At 64.4% G+C, this 22,070-nt stretch carries 15 protein-coding genes; 12 read left to right on the plus strand and 3 right to left on the minus strand.

The window, feature by feature from the left end; all coding sequences use genetic code 11:
• Position 1 precedes the first annotated feature (1 nt).
• Genes tssL (FJ471_RS04495) through FJ471_RS04525 form a run of 7 tightly spaced genes read left to right on the plus strand, consistent with a single transcriptional unit; the run spans position 2 to position 9,575 of the window.
• Positions 2 to 1,324: a type VI secretion system protein TssL, long form gene (gene tssL, locus FJ471_RS04495; protein ID WP_140801953.1), complete on the plus strand. Its 1,323-nt coding sequence runs from the start codon at positions 2 to 4 to the stop codon at positions 1,322 to 1,324.
• A 1-nt stretch (position 1,325) separates the two neighbouring features.
• Positions 1,326 to 4,868, plus strand: a complete 3,543-nt coding sequence (tssM, locus tag FJ471_RS04500; protein ID WP_140801954.1) for a type VI secretion system membrane subunit TssM — start codon at positions 1,326 to 1,328, stop codon at positions 4,866 to 4,868.
• Complete coding sequence (gene tagF, locus FJ471_RS04505) at positions 4,850 to 5,392, plus strand: type VI secretion system-associated protein TagF (protein ID WP_140801955.1); 543 nt, start codon at positions 4,850 to 4,852, stop codon at positions 5,390 to 5,392. Before tssM (FJ471_RS04500) ends, tagF begins: the two co-directional genes overlap by 19 nt.
• A 16-nt stretch (positions 5,393 to 5,408) precedes the next feature.
• Entirely contained in the window at positions 5,409 to 6,494 is a 1,086-nt protein-coding gene (locus FJ471_RS04510; RefSeq protein WP_181179153.1) for a DUF2169 domain-containing protein, read from the plus strand.
• Positions 6,491 to 7,504 (plus strand): 3-oxoacyl-ACP synthase, encoded by a 1,014-nt coding sequence (locus tag FJ471_RS04515; protein ID WP_140801957.1) that lies wholly within the window; start codon positions 6,491 to 6,493, stop codon positions 7,502 to 7,504. The genes FJ471_RS04510 and FJ471_RS04515 overlap by 4 nt, the downstream gene beginning before the upstream one ends.
• Positions 7,505 to 7,515: 11 nt before the next feature.
• The gene (locus FJ471_RS04520; RefSeq protein WP_140801958.1) at positions 7,516 to 8,670 is read left to right on the plus strand and encodes a PAAR-like domain-containing protein; all 1,155 of its coding nucleotides are present in this window, start codon (positions 7,516 to 7,518) and stop codon (positions 8,668 to 8,670) included.
• Positions 8,667 to 9,575, plus strand: a complete 909-nt coding sequence (locus tag FJ471_RS04525) for a hypothetical protein (protein WP_140801959.1) — start codon at positions 8,667 to 8,669, stop codon at positions 9,573 to 9,575. Before FJ471_RS04520 ends, FJ471_RS04525 begins: the two co-directional genes overlap by 4 nt.
• Positions 9,576 to 9,589: 14 nt before the next feature.
• On the opposite strand, the gene FJ471_RS04530 is transcribed toward FJ471_RS04525, so the two are convergent.
• The 3 genes from FJ471_RS04530 to tssI are packed head-to-tail and all read right to left on the minus strand — an operon-like array spanning position 9,590 to position 13,432.
• On the minus strand, positions 9,590 to 10,669 hold the full coding sequence (locus FJ471_RS04530; protein ID WP_140801960.1) for a hypothetical protein: 1,080 nt from the start codon (positions 10,667 to 10,669) through the stop codon (positions 9,590 to 9,592).
• A 10-nt stretch (positions 10,670 to 10,679) separates the two neighbouring features.
• Positions 10,680 to 11,099, minus strand: coding sequence for a DUF6484 domain-containing protein (locus tag FJ471_RS04535; protein ID WP_140801961.1), 420 nt, complete (start codon positions 11,097 to 11,099; stop codon positions 10,680 to 10,682).
• An 8-nt stretch (positions 11,100 to 11,107) separates the two neighbouring features.
• Positions 11,108 to 13,432 (minus strand): type VI secretion system tip protein VgrG, encoded by a 2,325-nt coding sequence (gene tssI / locus FJ471_RS04540; protein WP_140801962.1) that lies wholly within the window; start codon positions 13,430 to 13,432, stop codon positions 11,108 to 11,110.
• A gap of 308 nt (positions 13,433 to 13,740) precedes the next feature.
• On the opposite strand from tssI, the gene tagH reads away from it, so the two are divergent.
• The 5 genes from tagH to FJ471_RS04565 form a co-directional block, all read left to right on the plus strand.
• Complete coding sequence (gene tagH, locus FJ471_RS04545; protein WP_140801963.1) at positions 13,741 to 14,820, plus strand: type VI secretion system-associated FHA domain protein TagH; 1,080 nt, start codon at positions 13,741 to 13,743, stop codon at positions 14,818 to 14,820.
• 297 nt (positions 14,821 to 15,117) lie between these two features.
• Positions 15,118 to 16,644, plus strand: coding sequence for a type VI secretion system protein TssL, long form (gene tssL / locus FJ471_RS04550; protein ID WP_140801964.1), 1,527 nt, complete (start codon positions 15,118 to 15,120; stop codon positions 16,642 to 16,644).
• On the plus strand, positions 16,644 to 20,171 hold the full coding sequence (gene tssM / locus FJ471_RS04555) for a type VI secretion system membrane subunit TssM (RefSeq protein WP_181179160.1): 3,528 nt from the start codon (positions 16,644 to 16,646) through the stop codon (positions 20,169 to 20,171). Before tssL (FJ471_RS04550) ends, tssM (FJ471_RS04555) begins: the two co-directional genes overlap by 1 nt.
• A gap of 117 nt (positions 20,172 to 20,288) precedes the next feature.
• A complete protein-coding gene (locus tag FJ471_RS04560) occupies positions 20,289 to 21,068 on the plus strand; it encodes a protein phosphatase 2C domain-containing protein (RefSeq protein WP_140801966.1) in 780 nt (259 codons plus the stop codon).
• Positions 21,065 to 22,070 (plus strand): serine/threonine-protein kinase (locus FJ471_RS04565; RefSeq protein WP_140801967.1); only part of this gene is annotated, 1,006 nt, incomplete at its 3' end. The genes FJ471_RS04560 and FJ471_RS04565, both read left to right, overlap by 4 nt.

A 22,070-nucleotide genomic window follows, 5' to 3' on the forward strand; every position in this document is an offset into this window, starting at 1 on the left:
CATGAGCCGGGATGATCCTTTCGGACTGTCGGAGGATCGCGAGCGCACCCGCATCCGGCTGACCGGTGCCGCGCCCCGGCCGATGGCGCCGCTGGCGCCGGGAGCGCCGGTCAAGCGGGCGCGCGCCCATCCCAACACGCTCATCAACATCTTCGCGCCGCTGCTCGAATTCGCACCCGAGCTCGAAAGCGCGCTGGCGCCGGAGAACCCGGAAGTGATGCGCACGCGCCTGCTCGACGAGCTGGTGCGGGCGCGCGACGCCGCGGTGGCGGCGGGCTCTTCGCTGGAGCGCGCGGACCAGGCGGCATGGGCGGTGGCGGCACTGCTCGACGATCTCGCGCTCAACACGCCATGGGGCGGCGCCAGCGCCTGGCCGCGCCAGCCGCTGGTCGTCATGCTGCGCGGCGACGTCGATGCCGGCACCCAGTTCTTCACGCGCCTCGACGAGCTCGAGCGGCATCCGAACCGCGACCGCGAGATGCTGGAGCTGCAATATTACTGCCTGGCGCTCGGCTTCCGCGGCAAGTACCGGGTGCCCGGCCGCGCCGGCGACCGTTCGCTCAATGCCGTGCGTGTGGCGGCGGCGCGCTTCCTGCGCAACGCCGATGCCGAAGATGCGCCGCTGTCGCCGAACTGGAAAGGCGTGATCGCCTCCGACGAGCCGCAGCGCTTCATCGTGCCGATCTGGGTGATGGCGCTTGCCGCCGTCGTCGTCGCCGCCGCCGCCTATATCGGCCTGTCGATGGGCCTGAGCAGCCAGGCGGTCGAGCTCTCCGCGCTCGTGCGCACCTTGCCGCCAGCCACGCGCGGCGACGTTACCCGAGCCGCGCCGCAGCAAGATGCGCCCGAACCGCCGCAGCCGGTCGATTTCGCACTGCTGCCGGAATTCAAGGCCGAAGCGCCGGACAATCTCAAGGGCGCGCTCAGCGGCACCGAGAGCGTCTCGCTGGCCAAGCTGGTCATCCAGTCCTCCAATCCCGAGCTCTTCCAGTCTGCGCGGCCGACGCTGACGGAAGGCTACGAGCCGCTGATCGCGTCGATCGCCAAGGTGATCCTGGACAACAAGGAGCTGATCGGAAAAATCACCGTCGTCGGCCATACCGACAATGTGCGCCTGCAAAAGTCCAATCCGTTTGCCAGCAACCAGCGTCTGTCGGAAGCGCGCGCCGAAACCATAGCAAAGCTTCTGGTGCAGGGCGGCGTGCCGGCGGAGAGCATCTCGTCCGAGGGGCGCGCCGAAACCGATCCGGTGACGGACAACTCGACACGTGAGGGCCGCGCGCTCAACCGGCGCGTCGAGGTCCTGGTCGAGAAGAGGCTCTGAGATGTTCATCCTGCGCTTCCTCTGGGCCGTCATCACCTCGCGATTCCTGTGGACGCTGATCGGCATCGCGCTGCTTTCGCTGCTGATCTGGGTGTTCGGCCCGATCGTGCAGGTCGGCCCTTACGCGCCGTTCGAATCCGACAATGTGCGCATCGCCATCATCGCCGGGCTGATCATCCTGTGGCTGATCTGGCTGATCATCGCGCAGCGCCGCGCGATACGCGCCAACCGCATGTTCGTCGCCGAGATCGCGGCGCCCGTCGCCGAAAAGCAGCTCACGCCCGGCGAGGAGAGCGTCGCGGCCGTCGGCGCCAAGTTCGGCGAGGTGATGGCCGAGCTCAAGCGCCGCAAGCTCGGCGGCCGGAAATTCCTGCGCGAGATGCCCTGGTACGTGATCGTCGGTCCGCCGGCGACCGGCAAGACCACGGCGCTGCGCCAGTCCGGCCTCAATTTCCCGATCGACCTCACCGACGATCTGCAGGGCGTCGGCGGCACGCGCAACTGCGACTGGTTCTTCTCGGAAAACGCAGTGCTGATCGACACCGCCGGCCGCTACGTACAGCAGGAAAGCCAGCCGGATGTCGACGCGACGGAATGGCTTGGTTTCCTCGATCTCCTAAAGAAGCACCGAGGCCGGCGCGCGCTCAACGGCGTCATCGTCGCGCTGTCGATCGACGCGCTCTCGGAGGGCGACGAGGCGATCAAGGCGCATGGCAGAAAAATCCGCCGCCGGCTGGCGGAGCTGAACGATCGGCTCGAGATCCGCCTTCCCGTCTACCTGATGCTGACCAAGGCCGACCTGATCAAAGGCTTCGAGGCCTTCTTCGGCGGCTTGTCGACGACGGCCCGCGAGCAGGTGTGGGGAATGACTTTCCCACTCGACGCCCGCGTCAATGCCGGCACGATCCAGACGGAGCTCGCCAGGCTCGCCGCCGAGTTGGAGCGGCGGCTGGTGCCGCGGCTCGAAGACGAGGACAAGCTCGGCCAGCGCGCCGAGATCTTCCGCTTCCCGGCGCAGCTTGCGAGCCTGTCCGAGCCGATCCAGGTGCTGGTCGAGGCGATGTTCGGCGAGAGCCGCTACGAGGAGGCCGCCTGGCTGCGCGGCCTCTATCTGACCTCGGCGACGCAGGAAGGCGCGCCGATCGATCGGCTGACCGCGGCGTTGTCGTCGTCCTTCGGCCTGCCGCCGCGCCGCGCCATGCCGGCGGCGCGTGTCGAGAAGCGGAGCTTCTTCCTGCGCAATCTTCTGACCGAAGTCATCTTCAAGGAAGCCGGCCTCGGTACATTCGATCCGCTGGCGCAGCGCCGCCGCGCCTGGATCTGGCGCGGCGCGGCCGCGGCCTGTGCGCTCGCCGCGCTGCTCGCCGGCGGACTGTTCACCTGGTCCTATCTCGACAACCGCAATGCGATCACCGAGCAGGCCGGCCAGTTCGAAGCGCTGCAGCAGCCCCTGACCGACGTCGCGGCGATGCCGGCAGCGGTCGAGCAACCGACCATGGACGGCGCGCTGGCTGCGATGGACGCGGTGGCGACATCCCGCACCCCACCGCCGGACGCGGTCCACAATCTGCTTGGCCCGACCGCCTCGGCCGAGCTCATACGCGCGCAGACCGACACCTACGACCATGCGCTACGCAACGTGCTGGAGCCGCATATGGTCGCGCTGCTGGAGGCCACGATGTGGCGGCAGATCCGCGATCCGGATTTCATGCTGGGCGCGCTGAAGACCTACCGCATGATGACCGGCCTTTCGCAGATGGACACCGATTTCGTCCAGAACTGGTGGGTGAACAGCCTGCCGCAATTCGCGCCGGCCGCACCCTTCCCGACCGCGGATGCCGAGGAGCACCAGCTCGCCGCGATCCGCCGCATGGCGGTCGACGACAGCTACATCGCGCCGGACAAGGATCTGGTCGCCGAGGCGCTGAAGACGGTATGCACGATCTCGCTGCCGGAGCGTGCCTACAAGCAGCTTCTGGCCGACCCGGAAGTGGCGGCCGTCAAGGAATGGGTGCCGGCCAATTTCGCCGGGCCGAACGGCGCCAAGGTGTTCGCGCGCCGCTCCGACAAGACACTGCGTGTCGGCGTTCCGGGCCCCTACACCTATGCCGGCTTCCACGATGCGATCCTCGACCGGGTCGAGGATGTCGCCGGGCAGGCGGCGCTCGACCGCGCCGTGTTTGCCGGCGGCTGCTCGGAGAATTCGGAGACATCGGTCTCGGCGCTGTCGGAAGACATACTGAAGCTCTATTACGACGACTACATTTCGCAGTGGGACAGTTTCCTGCGCGACATGCGGCTGGCGCCGCTGACCGACCTCAACGTCGCCAGCGAGAACCTCAAGGATCTCTCCAGCGCCGACTCCGCGCTGAAGCGCCTGCTGACCGCGGTGGTGCAGGAGACCGACCTGACCCGCTCCGACGATGCGGCGGCCGACGACAAGAGCGGCACCGCAGCCAAGACCGGGTCGAAGCTGCTCAGCAAGCTCGGCAAATTGGGCAAGGTGGTCAAGACTGGCGCAAAGCTCCTGCCGCGCGCGGGTTCGGCCGACCAGGTCGACATGACCGGCAGCCTGGTGGCCGAGCATTTCAAACCGCTCAAGGGCACGATCGCCCAGGTCGACGGCCAGCCGCCGGCGCTCGACGCCGCCATCGTGGCGCTGACGGCGCTATCCAATGTGCTGCAGACCGTCACCGCCAACCCCGATCCGCAGGACGCCATCAAGAAGCAGGGCGGCCTTGCCGAACTGACAGGCGCGGTTGCCAGGCAGGCGCAGATCCTGCCTTCGCCGATCAACGACTGGCTGGGCGGCATTGCCGGCGACACGAGCGGCCTGTCGCAGAAGGCCGTCACCAATGAGCTCAACGCCATCTGGCGCGCCGACATCCTGCCCTTCTGCCAGGCAGCGCTCAACAACCGCTACCCGTTCAGCCCGGAAAGCGCGGTCGACGTCAATGTGCGCGACTTCCAGCGCCTGTTCGGGCCGACCGGGCTGATCGACGCCTTCACCAACGACCATCTGATTAACTATGTCGACACCGCCAGCGAGCCGTGGAAATGGCGCGCCGATTTCGGCCTCGATCCGGCGGCGCTGGCAGCCTTCGAGCAGGCGCGCCACATCCGCGACGATCTGTTTCCGGGCGGCACCGGCCCGGTGATGAATTTCACCCTGGAGCCGAAGGACCTGTCGCCCAATGTGGCTCGCATGACGCTCAACCTCGATGGCCAGACCATGGAGTACTACAACAACGCGACAAGGCCTCAGCCGATGACCTGGCCGGGCAAGGACGGCACCGGCGTCATCTCGCTCGCCTTCCAGCCGGTCGACGGCTCGCCCGAGGTGATGCTCAACGAGACCGGCAGCTGGGCGTGGCTGAGGATGCTGCGCGGCGGCCGCTTCAACGCGACCAAGCTCACGGACGTCTACAGCCTGCGGCTCGGCGCCAAGGGGATGTGGGCCGATTTCGAGCTCAAGGCGGCCAGCGTCGAGAACCCCTACACGCTCGAAATGTTCAAGAAGTTCACATGTCCGCCGCAGATCTGATCCTGCCCGGCTTCTACGGCAAGATGCCCGCCGCCGGTGATTTCGTGACGCGGCGGCTGCCGGGCGATTTCGTGCGCATGTGGGATCGCTGGCTGGCGCAGCACATCGTGCCGCTGTTCGGGTTAGAGACCTGGCCGACAGGCACGGCGCTGCGCTTTCTCAGCGGCCCTGGTTCCTTCGGCGCCTCGGCCGGCATCGTGCTGCAAAGCGCCGACAGGGTCGGCCGGCAATTTCCATTGAGCGTTGTCGCAAGGCTGCCGGAGGCGTCCCTCAAGCTGGCCTATGCGGATGCATGGTTCGAAAGCATCGAGACCGCCGCCCTCGCCGCGCAGCAGGGCGAGCTGGCGCCCGACGAGTTCGACGCGGCGCTGGCTACCCTGCCCGTTCCGCTTGTCGACGGCGGGCTCGATGTCGTCGACAACCTCGTCATGTGGACGGCGCATACGGATATTTTCGACATCGATCCGCAGGCGCCGCAGCCGACGCTGGAGCAGATCTTCGCGGCGAGTTGGGAGACCAACTGATGCTGGGTCAAATCTGATGTTCGTCAGCCAAAACACCACGCCGTTTCTCGCTGAGACTTTTCCGTATCAGGACAAGCATTGCGCCAAGTTCTGCGTCGCGGTCGTGCGCGCGACATACGACGTCGACGAACATGGCAACTGCACGCCGAGCAAGCAGCAGTCGCCTTTCGTCTACGCCGATACCCATTACGGCGACCCGGAATTCACCTCCATCCGCGTCGAAACCGACTTCGCTCCGATCAAGCCCAAATGCGAGGTCCTGCTCGACGCGGTGGCGATGGCACCGCAAGGCAGGCAGGCAGAAGAAATCGAGGTGCGCCTCGTCGGCCCCGGATTGGACAAGCGCGCGGTGGTGACCGGCCAAAGGCGCTGGTTCAGGGGCGGGCTGGGCATCCAGGCTTCACGGCCGACACCCTTTGTTTCGATGCCGCTGGCATGGCACCTTGCCTTCGGCGGCACCGACCGAACGGACCCCGACCCGGCGAAGCATCGCAGCGACGCCATCAACCCGATCGGCAGCGGTTACCTTGCCGGTCAGGGCAATATCGACGGCACCCCGCTGCCATGTGTCGAGAACCCGCAATCGAGAATGCGTATCTGGAACGACCGGCCGCATCCCGTCGGCTTCGGGCCGGTGCCGCGCTTTGCAAAGGAGCGTGCGCGCTATGCCGGTACCTATGACAAGCACTGGATGGAAAACGTCCTGCCATTCCTGCCGCAGGATTTCGATGACCGGTATTTCCAGGCCGCGCCCGAGGACCAATGGCTCGAAAGGCTTTCCGAAGGCATGATGTTCGGCTGCGCCGGCATGAACAAAGGCGGCATCTTCAAGGTCAAGCTGCCTGCGCTGTCGGTACCGGTGCGCTTCATGTACGACGACAGGACCGAGCACAAGGTGGCGACACCGGACACTCTGACCATCGTGCCGCATGAAGGCAGGATTGTCCTGGTGGGGAGAGTCGGCACGAAGCTGCCTCGTAAGTTTGTGAAGCTGCAGCAGGTCAAGGTGGGCAGGGATCCGGAGCCCATCTATCCCAAGCCGCATTACGCCGGATTGAAGGAAGCCGTGGCGGCACTGGCCAAAATGCGCAGGAGACGATGACCGCGATTTCCTGCATCAGTCTCGTCTGCCCTGTCGGCTACACGCCGGCAAGCGCTGCCGCCGCAATGCGGGCACGTATACCGGTATTCGAAGAACTGATGTATTTGGACAGAGGCGGTCAGCCGCTTCGCGGCGCCAGGGTCGAGGCTATTCCACCAGAGACGCGCGGACGCGACCGTCTTCATGCCTTAGCCCGACTCGCCATCGAGCAGATCGATGGTGAGGTTGCGGCCCTGCTTCCCTGGGGCGAGATGCCCTTCCTCCTGTGCACGCGCGACGCCGACATGCCCGGCGCGCGCATCAACGGCATTTTGGCCGGGCTAATGGCGCCAAACGGGGCGCCGCTGGCTGGAAGACGCTCCTTCCACATCACCAATGGACAAATCTCGGCGTTTGTTGCGGTAGAACAGGCGCGCAGGCTGTTGAACGAGCGCAATGCGGAAGCTTGCCTCATTATGGCGATCGACAGCCTGATCGACGCTCGCTCGCTAAGTTGGCTCGACAACAGGATGAGATTGAAGACGAGCCAGGTAACGGATGGCCTCATTCCCGGGGAGGCGGCCTGCATTCTGATCGCCAGCAAACGCCCGATCGTCAGTGGATCTCTGCGGTTGCGAGGGCTGGGCTTTGCGATCGAAACGGCGACCGCCGGCAATGAGGACCCATTCCGGGCAAATGGCCTCAGCGCGGCATTGAAAGCCGCACTTGCGGAGGCCGCCGTGCAGATGCACGAGGTTGCGTTTCGGCTGAGCGATGTGGCGGGCGAGTCCTACGCCTTCGAGGAGTTGGTGCTGGCGCAGGTACGCAACATGCGCCAGCCACGTCTCGAAGAGCAACCGGTGTGGCACGCCGCTGATTGCATGGGTGATTGTGGAGCGGCGGCCGGGCTCGTTCAATTTGCCTGGGCGGAGCAGGCTTTCAAGCGCGGATATGCGCCCGGCGAACTTGCGGCGCTGCACGGCAGTTCGATGGCGTTCGGCGGCCGAGCTGCCGCCTTGGTTTCGACCTGAGGGGAGCGAGGATGACGAAGAACGTCTTTGCCGGAACATGGGAAATCGCTGCCGAAAACGGCATGAACAAGTCGATCGCTCGGTTCCCTGACGTCTGCATGTCGCCACCCTCGCCCCCCGCTGGGCCGATCCCAATTCCATATCCGGATACCTCGTTCTCGAACAATCTGAAGTCCGGTTCTTCCACGGTGCTGATCGGCGGCAACGGCGCCGCGCTGGCCCAGAAGTCATATTACAAGGAGCCTGTTTTGGGCGACGAGGCCGCAACTCGCACATTTGGAGCGAATATCCTGACGCACCAAATAACGGGTAAGACCTACTTTCAGGCTTGGTGCATGGACGTACTCTTCGAAGGCAAGAATGTGTGCCGGCACCTGGACATCACCACAAGCAACCATGCCTGTCCGCCAAGCACCACGGTGCCACTGCCATCTGCGGAGATGATGGCAATGCCTGCCCAGCAAGCGCTTGACGAGGACAAATGCCCATGTTGCGGCGCACCGTTGCATCCCTATCAGAAGGGAGACGATGGGAAGCCGCTGAAGCCGATCTCGGAGAAAGATTACTACGAGAAGAAAATCAAAACTATTGAAGACGCAACGAAGGCAAAGCTAAATAAAAAAAATGCGGCAAGAGTTCAATACAAGCTTGACGCCTTGAAGCAAGCCCGCGCCGATGCCGACAAGCTTATCGCCATGAAAGAGGCTTCACGTCAAAAGGTAGCAGCCGCAAAAGCGGCAGGCGCGAGCCCGTCCGACGCTGCAAAGGCGGGATGTCCAAATGTCACAGAAAAGGACGGTCAGGGGTGCGGAACATATTTCGACACCCAGGACGTTAAGTACAGCAGCCCGGTGATGGTTGGTGCGACAGGGCAGATCCCACTCGACACGGTAAAGAAGCTGGCGAACGCCGACTTCAGTTCAACTCAGTACCACAGGGTGATCGGCAATACGGGTCCGACACCGAAGGACACGGCGATCCAAAAATGGGAGGAAGCGAACCAGCCTCATAAGGTCGGAGCCGATGACATCATGGATCATAAAACACCAAAACAGGCTGGAGGGTGCAACAGTGCATATAACACCGCTCCGCGGTCTTGGTACAATTCCAACCCTGATTGCGCTGAAATCGAGAAGCTTCAGGGTCAGTTGGAGACTCTTCAATGAGACGATTTGAGGCTCTCGCCCACTCGCTCATAATCGACCCTCCGCTGAGCGAAGCCGAGATAGCCGAGCTGCGGGTGGCGACCGACCCGTGGAAGGCCCTGGCCTACCTCGTACATCGCGCAGCAAACGGTGATTTTGCTGAGATCGGCAGAATCGAAGCTCTGATGCGCTCCTACGACAGCGCTCTGTTCTGGAGCGCGGCCACAACCTTTGCAGGTATTGCCGGTCCGTGGAGATCAGTAAGGGCAATCGCCGAAAGCTTTCGCGCGGAGCGCCATCGCTACGGGGTGCAGTACTATATCTCCAACATGCTCATGTATTCCTGCAACCCAGCGCATGCCGAGTTGTTGCTGGAACTTTACGAAGCAGGAGAGGATGACGAGATTCGCGATCACATAGCCAGAAATCTGTCGCTGCTGTTTGAACGTGACATCGGTCCAGTTTTTTTCGGGGCGGTCGAGTCCGACAAATATCCGCTTGACGATGATGACGACAGTTCCGAGGCTGTCGACTACGCCGGCCTAGGATATGTGGAGCTTTTCGCAAAGGTTCGGGACTTTGAAGGTTATCGCAGAACCGTCCTCGATGCTCGCGAGGCAGTTCAAGCGGCAGGCATTCGGCCTGGCAGCGCTGTGTTCGAAGGCGAAGAACTTGATGCACTGCGCCTGACCAAAACATATGCACGGCAGATGGCGACTGATTCCGTAACGGCCAACAGGGCCTTCGAAGGTCTGCGGCTTTTGTCCGCCATGGTGGGCTTGAGCTGCCTAGGCATTGTCAATGATTCCGGTAATCTCAGTCCGCTCGGCGCTTCCGCACTTACCGAAGACCTTATCGATTCCCCCTTGATCAGTGGGATGGCGCCAGGCCGTCGATACTTCGTTGGGCACCCAATTCCGAGCTGAAGCAACCCTCCTTGTCAACCTCGAGCGGGCTGGTCGAGCCCCTCGCGCCATGCGTCCACCTTGTCTGGCAAGGCAAGCCTGACCACGCGATCCTCGAACCGCTTCGCCGCCACTGGCCCCAGTTCCGACGGATCAGAGGTAAAAAGTTTGGTTTCTTCACGAGCTTCCGGATAGAGGTCCAGAAACGCCCCGCGAGCTGCCACGGCAACATTCGGCTCTCGCATCCGTTCGATCAGCCAGGGCAGCACGGATCGATCGCCGAGCATGCCGATGCCACGTACGGCAACAGGCGCGGTGTCGGAAGACTTCATCAGTCCACCCAGCCAGGCGCGCACCTCTTTTTCCGGTCCCGCCTTGACCGCAGCGCGTAAAGCGGCCAGCGCGTCGAGACCGCCGGCGGCGGCCGCTTTTCGCAACTCGGCGCGCGCGAGATCGGCGGAGCTGATTTCCACCAACGCCCACCCTGCCCAAAGCCGCACGGCATCGTCTTGAGCCTGCATTGCAGCCTTCATCTCCTGCGCAAGGTCGGTGCGTTTCAGCCTTCCAGCCAGCCGCAGGCTGAGCGCACGTGTGTCCGCATCCGGGTCGCGGACGAGCCGCCCAAGCAACTGCTTCGGATCGACATCATGTGCAACGCAAGCTGCAACGCCGAGATAGCGCAGAAGCGCGTCATGTGCACCCAACCAATCCCGTACGAGTTTCCCGATCTTCTGTGGCTTGTGCCACGCGAGCGCACCGACCAGCCCTTGCCGTTCCTCCGCTTGACGCGCGGCCTCTATCGAGGTCTCTAACCGCTTTGCGTCTGCCTGCTCGATTGCCATCCAACCTGAGACGAAGAACTCGCCCTTCTCCGGAAAATCCTCAAGCAGTCGATCCGCAAACGGCCATGCAGCGGCGCCGGCGATACGAAGACCGTCGAGGTTGATCTCGACGCGCTGGCCGATCTCGGCGATCACCCCTTGGTCCACCGGGTCCTCCAGCGACAGCGTATCGCGTTGCGCCCACAGGAAAGCCGTCTGCTCAACATGCTGGCGCACCACCTCGGCAGAGATGCGATGCGGCGGCGTAAAGGTCCGGGTGGCCAGCGACGTCATGGAAGCGCGATCAGTTCAAGTTGATCGAACCGCCGCGGATGCGCTGTGTGCCGCTGGCATGGCTGACAATATGCGCACCGCGGATTGTAATTCGGCCGTCTTCATCCATGATGATCGTAGCCTTGCCGCAGCGCAGCTCGATCCTCTCCTTCGCGGTGATGATGACGCTCTCTCCGTCGCGAACCACTTGCGGCGCTGAAGCACCCGGCTTCACGACGCGACCGACGATTAGCGGCTTGCGCGGATCTCCCTCCTGGAACAACAGCGCTACCTCACAGCCGATCATGTCCACCGTAAGTTCACAGAGACTTCGTGCCGGCAGCGCGGTCTCTTCCAAATTCCCAGGAAAAACCACAAGCGGCGCCTCGTCGCCGAATCCCAGAAAGGCGCCGATGACGACGCCCTGTATGCGTTCCGTGACCTTGCCCATCACAGCCCTCAGTTCTGATTGATCTTCGAACCCTTGATGACGACGTCGCTGGACGCCTTGATGATGATCTTGCCGGATCCGTTCACCGATATGTCCTTGCCCTCGATCGCGATCGTGCCATCCTTCTTCATCATAATCTTTGCTGACCCGGTCTGGATCAGAATCTCGTCGCCGGCATCGATCACCAGCTTCTTGCCTACTTTGATCGAGCTATCTTCGCCGATGTTGATAAAACTGCCTTTCGCTATGCCCAGCGAATGGGCGCCACCCACACTCGTGGAATCATCGGCTCCGATACTGGCGCTGCGCGCCGCGCCAACGCTGAAAGACTGAGCGCTTCCAACGGTGACACTTTGATCCGTGCCGACATTGACCGTCTGCGCCGCACCGATGTCCCAGCCGTCCGCGGCGCCGATGCTGTGGCTCTGGTTGATGCCCACGGTGACCGACCGCGATGCGCCAATCGTGTTCGCTTGCGAAGCGCCCACGGTCCTCGCTTCGGCAGCCCCCACCGTATCCACGCGCGCGATACCCACCGTGACCGTCTGGTTCAGACCCACCGTCTGCGAATGGTTGGCGTCGATGTTTTCGGTCGAGTTGGACACGACGTGGATGGTCTCGTTCGCCTGGACGGTCAGCGAGCGGTTCGCGCCCACCGTCTCCGTGTCGTTCGACCCGATATTCGTCGTCTGGTCGACGCCGATCTTGACCGTCTTGTTGTTGCCGACATCCTCGTCGAGGTTGTGGCCGACGGAGTGCTTGGCGTCGTGGTCGATGCGGTCGGACTGGTCATGCTGCACCAGCTTGTTGCGGTCGTGCTTGACCAGCAGGTGGTGGTCCTTCTGGGCCTGGAAATTGACCAGCTCGGAGCCCGCCTTGTCCTCGAACATCAGCTCGTTGTAACCGCCGCCGCCTTTCGAGGAATTCGACTTCCAGCCCGACTGCGTGGCGTTGCCCGGCAACCCGTAGGGCGGCATCTGCGACGCGTTGTAGACGCGGCCGGTGATGATCGGCAGGTCCGGATCGCCCTCGATGAAGTCGACGATGACCTCCTGGCCGATGCGCGGGATCTGGATGAAACCCCAATTGCTGCCGGCCCAGGTCTGCGAGACGCGTACGAAGCAGGAGGAGTTCTGATCCTTCTTGCCGAGTCGGTCCCAGTGGAACTGCACCTTCACCCGCGCATATTTGTCGGTGAAAATTTCCTCGCCCGAGGGGCCGACGACGGTCGCCGTCTGCGGGCCGCGCATGATCGGGCGCGGCGTGATGCGCGGCGGCCGGTAGGGCAGCTTGGTCGGCGACACACCGAGCACCACCTTGAAATTCTCGTTATGGGCCTCGTTCTGGGTCCGGTAACCAGGGTCGAACAGCCGGTATTCGGCGCTGACCACCAGATAGTCCTGGTTCTGGTCGTCGCGCGGGAAGCTCTCCAGGGTGAATTTGCAGCCTGAAAAAAGGCCGCGCACCGTGCCCACCGCCGTGCTGTGCTGGTGCACCGCCTGGAGTTCCTCGCGGCGGATTCCGGCGATCTTGTCGCCTCGTCCGACATCGAGATGCGCGCCGGGCTGGCGATAATTTTCGCCGGAGGCCTCCTTGTGGGCGAAAGGCTGGGCGGATTTCGCCATCAGGTCGGCGCCGGGCTTCTCGAAATCGTAGTCCGTATGGGCATAGGCGCCCGGGCGCACCGCGCTGCCCGGAATCCATTCGGTGATGTATTCGACGTCGCGCCGCGAGCCGTGGCCCTCGAAATTGTAGAGCACCTTCTCGTAGCCGGGTGCTGGCTTCAGCTTGCTCGTAGCATCGCAGAGGACGAGCGTGTGCTTGCCCTCGTCATGCTCGAAGAAATAGAAGATGCCTTCGTGCTCGAGCAACCGCTGCACGAAATCGAGATCGCTCTCGTCGTACTGAACGCAATATTCGCGCTGGGGATAGGACCCCTGCAGCCGCTTCTCGAATTTGGCGATGCCGTATTTCGAGAAGATCTTCTCGACGATCTCAACCGCTGTCATGTTCTGGAAGATGCGGCAGTCGGTGGTGTTGCCGAGGAACCAGAGCCATGGCCTGACCGTCGCCTCGTAGAAGGCCAGCCGGTCCTCGATGCGGGTCAGCTTGAAATCCGACACGAGGCCGCTGAACCAGCGCTTCGGATCGGATTCGCCCTCGACCGAAACGACGCCGCCCAGCATCTTCAGCGGATCTATGTCGCGGTTCTTCGAGACGAAGCCGGCCGTATAGGCGAAACAGCGGCTGATCTCATCGCGGCCGATGAGATGGGTGAAGGTCAGGTCGGCGCCAGCCGGCGTCTTTACAACCGTGGCACGTTCGTTCGGCATGGGTCGTGCCCCTCCTCGACGCGGCCGCCAGTGTGATGGTTTGAAACCCCCGCTCTATTAACTGCGTCACGTTCGGGAGCGTTCGAATTCACCGCACCGTACCCCCACAACCTAGCACATGTTTGATGGAGGCCAAATAACAGCAATGGCTAAAGCGCGCCCGAACGCCGGTGTGAAACGCTCCTCTCCCGCTCGGCTTGCAAGCTGCTAGAATACCGAAGCAATTCCGGGGAGGGCGCCTGGCGGCTTTCCGCCTGGAATTGTGCGAAAGATAAGCATTTGTTGACCAAGTTCGGCGACGCTTCCGGATGTTCATCTCTCTCCAGATCAGCAATGTCGACAAGGTGCCGGCCGGGACCGCCGCCAGCTATGCCGCCCGCGGCCGCAGTTTCGAGATCGGCCGCGAGAATTGCGACTGGACACTGTCCGATCCGGACAAGTTCATCTCGGGCCGGCATTGCGAGGTCCGCTACCAGGCGGGTTCGTTCTGGCTCTACGACCTTTCGCGCAACGGCACTTTCGTCAACGGTTCCAACCAGCGCATCGCCGGGCCGCATCGGTTGGTCCAGGGCGACCGGCTTTTAATCGGCCGCTACGTCGTCGGCGTTTCGATCGAAGACGAACGGGCAGCGACCGGGCATCCGCAGACCAGGACGGGGTCGACGCAGCGCGAGCTGCCGCCCTCAACCGGCCGCCCGATGGATCCCGGCCATGAGCCGTTCTTCAGTCCGGCGGAGCAGCGCCCGACCGGAGCGGCGCCCGCCTCGACATCCTCGGCCCTGCCGCCCGGTCCGGCAGCCCCGGTCAATCGGCCGGCCGAAGCGGACGCGACGCTGCGGGAGATCGCCAGGGCGGCAGGCATCGCGCCTGAATTGCTGCAGTCGCGCGATCCGCATGACGTCGCGGCCGAGATCGGCGCGGTGCTAAGGACCACGGTCGAGCAATTGTCCCTGCTGCTCAAGGCCCGCGCGGCGGCAAAGGTGCTCGCTAAGAGTGCGCACCGCACGATGATCGGCGCCGAGGACAACAACCCGCTGAAATTCGTGCCGGGCACCGACGACATATTGGAGATCATGTTCGCCAAGCGCAGGGCCGGCTATCTCGATGCTAGGCACAGCGTCGAGGATGCGTTCCGCGACCTGAAGACGCACGAAATCGCGACCTACGCCGCCATGCAGGCCGCGCTGTCGCGGCTGCTCGACGACCTGTCGCCGGAGGCGATCGCCAAGAAAATCCCGCCCGCGTCCTTCTCGTCCAGGAAGAGCCAAGCCTGGGATGCGCTGGTCGCGACATGGCGGACGATGGAAGACAGGCACGAAAACGGCATGCTGGATGTCTTTCTCGCGTATTTCGCCGAAGCCTACGCCAAGGCCGACAAGCAGAAATAGACGCAGGGCACGGACCGCGCCCGCCGTATGTGACGGGTCTCATAGAAGAAGCCGCCTCTTCGCGCATCTTGGCTCCCGATTTCAATCGGCGGCCCCGTTTCAATTGGGTATCCGGGCGACTAGAATGCACAGGGACGCTTGCCCGGCGGGCAAGGCGGCGGGGCTTGGGGCGTGTGCAGCAATGTCATGTTTCGGCGAGATGAGCCTTTCCATGCGGCCCGCCGCCAAGGCTCAACCTGAATCGCGTTTCTCCGGGCGAAGGCATGGTCGTCGCGCCGCGACAGCGGGTCGTCGCCGATGAGCTCGAAAGACGATCCCACGGGACGGACGGACAAGACCGTCATCCGCGCGCCCCGGCCGAAGCAGAAGCCGCTTGCCGCTCCCGAGAGGTCGGAAGGCGCGCGGCCTGCTCCATCGTCCGCCAGGGAATCGACGGTGTTCGACCCCGGCGGCGGCCGGCAGATGCCCACCGGCTGGTCCTCCGGAACCGTGCTTTTCCAAGGGCCGACCCCGGGGGCAGAGGCCAATGCGGCGCCGGGGTTGCGGCAGGATGCGCTGCTCGACGCCGCCGAGGGTGTGCAATACGCCGCGGCAAATCCGATCCTTGCCGCCGCGGCGCCACTGTTGATGCTCTTCGGCCAATTGCGGCTGATGCCGGTCGAACGGCAAGCCGCACCCTTGGCGGAGCATATCGCCGAAGCGATCGAGACCTTCGACCGCGCGATCGCGAAAGCCGGCATTGGTGAGGAAGACGCGAGGATCGCCAAGTTCGCGCTTTGCGAAACCGCCGACGACCTCGTCGGCAACCTGCCCTGGTCGGGCAAGGACAGCTGGCCTCAGCACAGCCTGGTGACCCAGTTCTTCCACACCCAACCGACGGGCGCCGGCTTCTACGAAGCGCTGAACAACGTCCTCGCCAGGCCGGAAGCGCATTACGACCTGCTCGAGCTGATGCATGCCTGCCTGTCGCTGGGTTTCGAGGGCCAGTATCGGGGGCTTGCGGGCGAGCGAAATACGCTCGAACGCATCCGCCGCGACGTCTACGACACGCTGCGCTACTTCAAGCCGCGCGCCGCCGAGGACATCTCGCCGCGCTGGCAAGGCATGGCGGCAGCGTTGCCGAAGCCAAGGGCGCGGCTGCCGCTCTGGGCGGTCGCGGCCGCCGCGGCGACGCTGGTGACGGCCGCCTTCTTCGGACTGCGGGTGCTGATCACCGACGAGGGCGACGCGACCGCCGGCGAATTGCTGGCGCTCAATCCGTCGACGCCCGTCACCATCGAGCGCGCCAGCGTGGCGGCGCCCACTGAGCCGGCGCAAGCCAGCCCGCTGCCGGCCGCGCCCCCGGATACCACCCAGATCGACCGCATCCGCGCCGCGCTTGCCAAGGAGATCGCCGGCGGCGGACTGAGCGTCGGCGAGAAGGGCGAGTTCATCGTCGTCGAGATCAACAACCAGCTTCTGTTCGCGTCCGGCCAGGCGGAGCTGAAGGCGCAGTTCAAGCCTGTCGCCGCCGAAATCGCCACGGCGCTCGACGCCGAAACCGGGCCGATCAATATCGTCGGCCACACCGACAATGTGAAACCGAAGAAGTCGAGCACGTTCAAATCGAATTTCGATCTTTCCGTCGCGCGCGCCAAGGCCGTCCAGGCATTGGTGGCCAAGCAATTGAAGGATCCTTCGCGGCTGAGTGCCGACGGCAAGGGCGAGGACGAACCGATCGCCGACAATGGCACGGCGGATGGCCGGGCCAAGAATCGTCGCGTCGATGTGATGATCCCGAAACAGGAGACCTTGCAGACCAGCGCGGCGGAGAGCGGCGACTGATGCGCTGGCTGCTGCGGATCTTCAGCTTGGCTGCGCTCGCCGGTTTCTCGGCGACGGTCTGGTATGCCGGGCCGCTGATCCGCTTTGCCGATACGCACCCGCTTGGGCCCGTGTGGCTCAGGGCCACGATCATCGGCGTCAGCGTTGCGGTGCTTGCCCTGTTCTACGGGCTCCGCTTCTGGCGGCGGCGCGGGGCGCAAAAGGCGCTGGAAACGGCCATCGTGCGCAGCGATGAGCGCAACGACGATTCACAGGTGCTCGAGGCGCGCATGAGCGAAGCCATCGCGACGCTGAAGCGGACGAGCGGCAAGCGCAATTTCCTCTACGACATCCCCTGGTACATCATCATCGGCCCGCCAGGCGCCGGCAAGACGACGGCCCTGGTCAATTCCGGGCTGAAATTCCCGCTTGCCGGCTCCGGCAGCGCGCAGCCGGTGGCCGGCGTCGGCGGCACGCGGTCCTGCGACTGGTGGTTCACCGACGAGGCGGTGCTGATCGACACGGCCGGCCGCTATACGACGCAGGAGTCGGATCGCGAGCGCGACAAGGCGAGCTGGCTCGCCTTCCTGGGATTGCTCAAGAAACAGCGCACCCGGCAGCCGATCAACGGCGTCATCCTCGCCATCAGCCTTGCCGACCTGATCGGCTTCGACGACCGGCAGCTCGACGCGCATGTCACCGAGATCAGGAGCCGCCTGCGCGAGCTGCACGAGACGCTGAAGATCCAGTTCCCGGTCTATCTGCTTTTCACCAAGGCCGATCTCGTCGCCGGCTTCATGGATTATTTCGGCGATTTCGACGAGGTGCGCAGGCGCAAGGTGTGGGGCGCGACGTTCCAGACCGCCGACCGCACCAAAAACATGGCCGGCGAGGCGCCGGCTGAATTCGACGGGCTGGCGAGGCGGCTCGCCGAAGAGGTCGCCGACCGCCTGCAGGAAGAGCCCGACCCGGTGGCGCGGATCGCGCTGTTCGGCTTCCCCGCCCAGTTCGGCGCGCTGAAGAACCGGATAAGCCAGTTTGTCGGCAGCCTGTTCGATACTTCGCGCAGTCAGGTCAATGTCAGCCTGCGCGGGCTCTATTTCTCGTCGGGCACCCAGGAAGGCACGCCCTTCGATCAGGTGCTGGGCGCGATCGGCCGCAGTTTCGGCAGTGCCTCGCAAGCGCACCTTTCCGGCGCCGGCAAGAGCTTCTTCCTGCACGACCTGCTGACCGATGTGATCTTCCCGGAATCGGGCTGGGTGTCGTTCGACAGGGCTGCCGAACGCCGCACCCGGTTCGCAAGGTTCGGTAGCCTGGCCGCGATCGCGCTGGCGGCCTTGGCGGCGCTCAGCGTGCTGGGCCTCAGCTTCTTCGCCAACAAGCAGCTGATCGCCTCCACAAGGCAAGCCATGGCGCATTATCGCGACAGCGCCGATGGCCTGCTGAAGAGCACGACGGTGACCGACGTCGACCTCGAAAACGTCATCGGTCCGCTCGACCAGTTGCGCAACCTGCCGGCCGGTTTCGAAAACGGCGACCAGGGCAAGCCGATCGAGGAGACCTTCGGGCTCAGCCAGCGGGAAAGGCTGCTGTCGGCCTCCAAGACCGCCTACCGGCAAGCGCTGGAACGGAGCTTCCGCTCGCGGCTGCTGGTGCAGGCCGAACGGACGATCCAGGCCAGGATGGCCGATCCGATCGCGCTCTACGAACCGCTCAAAATCTACCTGATGCTGGGCGGCAAAGCGCCGAAGGTCGACGACGAGTTGATCGTCTCGTGGATGAAGCAGGACTGGGAACAGAACCGCTACCCTGGCGAGAACAACCGCGAGGGCCGCGCGCAGCTCGAAAAGCATCTGCGCGCCATGCTTTCGCTCGACGACGCCTACGATCCAGTCTTCGAGCTCAACCAGCCGTTGGTCGAGGCCGCGCAGCGCTCGCTCGGACGCATGAGCCTCGCCGACCGTGCCTCGGCGCAGATCAAGTCGGCGGTCTACGCAGCAAGGCTGCAGGACTTTTCCATCGCCGCGAAAGCCGGTCCGGAAGCGCAGCTGCTGTTCGAACGCACAGACGGCAGCGAACTCGCCGACCTTCGGGTCCCCGGCCTCTACACGCGCGCCGGGTTCAACCGCTTCTTCCTGCCGCAGCTGTCGCGCATCGCGCAGATGCTCGTCGACGACCAGTGGGTGCTCGGTGGCGGCGGCGAGCAAGGCGGCATCGACCAGGACCTGCCCAAGCTCGGTCCCGAGCTCATCGACCGCTACGGCAAGGAATTCGCCGCCGCCTGGAACGGCGTGCTCGACCAGTTGAAGCTCAAGGCGATGCTGAAGGACAAGCCGCAATATCTGGCGCTTTCAGCCGTCGCCTCGCCGGACTCGCCTCTCGCCCAGTTGTTCACGGCGATCGCCGATGAAACCGCATTGACGAGGGACGGCGCCGCCGAGGGCGACATCGGCACGGCGCAGCAGGACCCCGCCAGCATGGCAAAGGGCCTCGCCCGCATCGGCCTGCAGATCGCCGGCGGCAAGTCGCAAAGCCGCGCCGGCGCAAGCTCGGCTGTTGCGCCGAATGCCGGCGCGGGCGTCGAGGCGCAGTTCCGCTCGTTCCAGGCGCTGGTCGGCGGGACCGCCGGCCGCCGGCCGCTCGATGCGCTGACGCAGAACTTCCACGACATCTTCCAGAGCCTGAAGCTCGTGGCTGATGTCCCCACGCAGACCGAACGCGTCAACGCCAACCTGCAGCTGCAGATCTCGACATTGCGCGCCAATGTCTCGCGCCTGCCCAAGCCGCTGGCGCGGATGGTCAACGCGGCGGCGGACGAGTTGGAAGGCAATGTCGCCGAGGCCTCCGTCGCCAACCTCAACCAGACCCTCGATCAGACCGTGACGCGCGCCTGCGAGGAGGCGGTCAACGGCCGCTATCCCTTCACCCGCGACAGCGCGGACGAGATTTCGATGGCGGATTTCACCAAGCTGTTCGCGCCGGGTGGCCTGATGGACCGTTTCTTCGCGCAGAACCTTGCGCCGCTGATCGACATGACCGGCCAGGAATGGACCTGGAAACAGGACGCCCGTTCCAGCAAGGACCTGGCAAAATCGACCTTGAAGGCGTTCCAGGCGGCGGCGGAAATCCGCAGCGCCTTTTTCCCTTCCGGCGGCTCGGTGCCCTCGGTCTCGATCACCATCACCCCCACGTCGGTGAACAGCGAGGTCGACAGCGCCGTGCTCAACGTCGACGGGCAGACGGTCCAGAGCGCGCAGGCCGGCAACGCGCCGAGCATCGTGACATGGCCGAGCGGCGCGGCGTCCGGATCGGCGAGCCTCAGCCTCGTACCGGAAATGCCCGGCCGCGACTCCGCGCTGAAATTCGAAGGGCCGTGGGCGTTGAAGCGGCTTTTCGACAAGGCGACGATCACTGGCGACGGCGCCAGCACCGAAGCCCGTTTCGTCATCGGCGGACGCGATGTTGCCTACACGATCCAAGCCGGCTCGGGCGCCAATCCCTTGCTGTTGCCGGCCTTGTCCGGCTTCAGCTGTCCGAAGGCGTTCTGAGATGGCTGGGTCGAGCCTTCATTTCGGTACTCTAATGTACACGCTTGTGGCAAAGTGGCCCGGGCACGCGGCCCATGGCTGGTCACAGAGGACGCTCGCTGAGCGCTTGGTGGCAAATTGAGCACTGTCGCCCTCCCCATTGAAAGCTTCGGCGTGAGCCACCAGGGCTGCGTGCGCGACCACAACGAGGACAACTACCTCATCGAACCGCAGACCGGGCTCTGGGTGGTGGCTGACGGGATGGGCGGGCACGAGGCCGGCGAAGTCGCCTCGGCCAGCATCGTCGATCACCTGGCGACGATCGGCATCGCGAGTTCGGCGCCGGACCTTCGCGCCCGCTTCGAGGACCGGCTCAGCCGCGCCAATGCCGAGATCCGCGACATATCGCGCTCGCGCGGCATCACCATCGGCTCCACTTTCGCGGCCCTGCTTGCCATGGATGGGCGCTTCGCCTGCCTGTGGGCCGGCGACAGCCGCATCTACCTCGTGCGCAGCGGCTCGATCTTCCAGGTTTCGAAGGATCACACCGAGGTGCAGGAACTGCTCGACCGTGGCATGATCAGCACTGAGGAAGCGCGCACCTGGCCGCGCCGCAACGTGATCACGCATGCTGTCGGCGTCAGCGACGAGCTCGAGATCGATTTCCAGCAGGGCGAGTTGATGGCGGGCGATGTTTTCGTTCTGGGCACCGACGGACTGACCGCGCATGTCAGCGACGCCGAGATCGAGGCCGCGGTCAGATCCGCCACGCCGCGGACGGCATGCCAAAGCCTCCTGGATACAGTGCTGGCCCGCGGCGGCACCGACAATGTGACCATCGTACTCGTGAAGATCGGCGGCGGGCGCGACGGCGCGCTCCATTCGGATCGGTCCGCAGTGGAAGGCCTGGCCAGATGAGCGACGACGACAAGACGCGGATATCGACGAACATCGCCTATGCGGGCGTCGGGACGCAGCTCAGCGGCATCTACGAACTCGACGAGAGGATCGCCTCCGGCGGCATGGGCGAAGTCTATCGCGGCCACAACATCCAGACCGGCGACCATGTGGCGATCAAGATCGTGCTGCCCGAATTCGCCCGCGACCAGACGATCCTGTCGCTGTTCCGCAAGGAAGCGTCGATCCTCAACCATCTCTCGCACGACGCGGTGGTGCGCTACCACGTCTTCACCATCGACACGGGGATCGGCCGCCCCTATCTCGCAATGGAGTTCGTGGATGGCCAGTCGCTGTTCGACGTCATGCGGCGCGGGCCGATGCCGGGGGACGATGTGCGCCGGCTGTGCCATCGGCTCGCATCGGGACTCGCCGCGGTGCACCAGGCAGGCGCGGTGCACCGCGACCTCTCGCCGGACAACATCATCCTGCCCGGCGGTCGGGTGGAGCGCGCCAAGATCATCGATTTCGGCATCGCCCGTTCGGCCACCGTCGGCGGGGAAACGCTGATCGGCGGAAAATTCGCCGGCAAATATAATTACGTCTCGCCGGAACAACTCGGCCTCTATGGCGGCGAGGTCAGCGAGCAATCCGATATCTACAGCCTCGGCCTGGTGCTGGCCGCGGCGCTGCGCGGAAAGCCGCTCGACATGAGCGGCTCGCAATACGAGGTCATCGAGAAACGCCGGACAGTGCCGGACCTGTCGGATATCGATCCCGACTTCCATGAACTGATCTCGGCCATGCTGCAGCCGGACCCGCGCGACAGGCCGGCCAGCATGGCCGAGATCGCCCGGGCGACGCGCGGCGAGGATCTCGAGCCGACATTGCCGCCGCCGGTGTCGTTCGGCGCACGCGAACGCTCCGGCCTGCCGCGCGCCGGCTGGTCGACGCCGCCGGACCCGAAGCCCCAGCCGTCCACGCCTCCCGGCGAACCCCGCTTCGTCGAACATGTGCGCCCCG

The organism is Mesorhizobium sp. B2-7-1, assembly GCF_006440735.1.
In the GTDB taxonomy this organism is placed as follows: Bacteria; Pseudomonadota; Alphaproteobacteria; order Rhizobiales; family Rhizobiaceae; genus Mesorhizobium.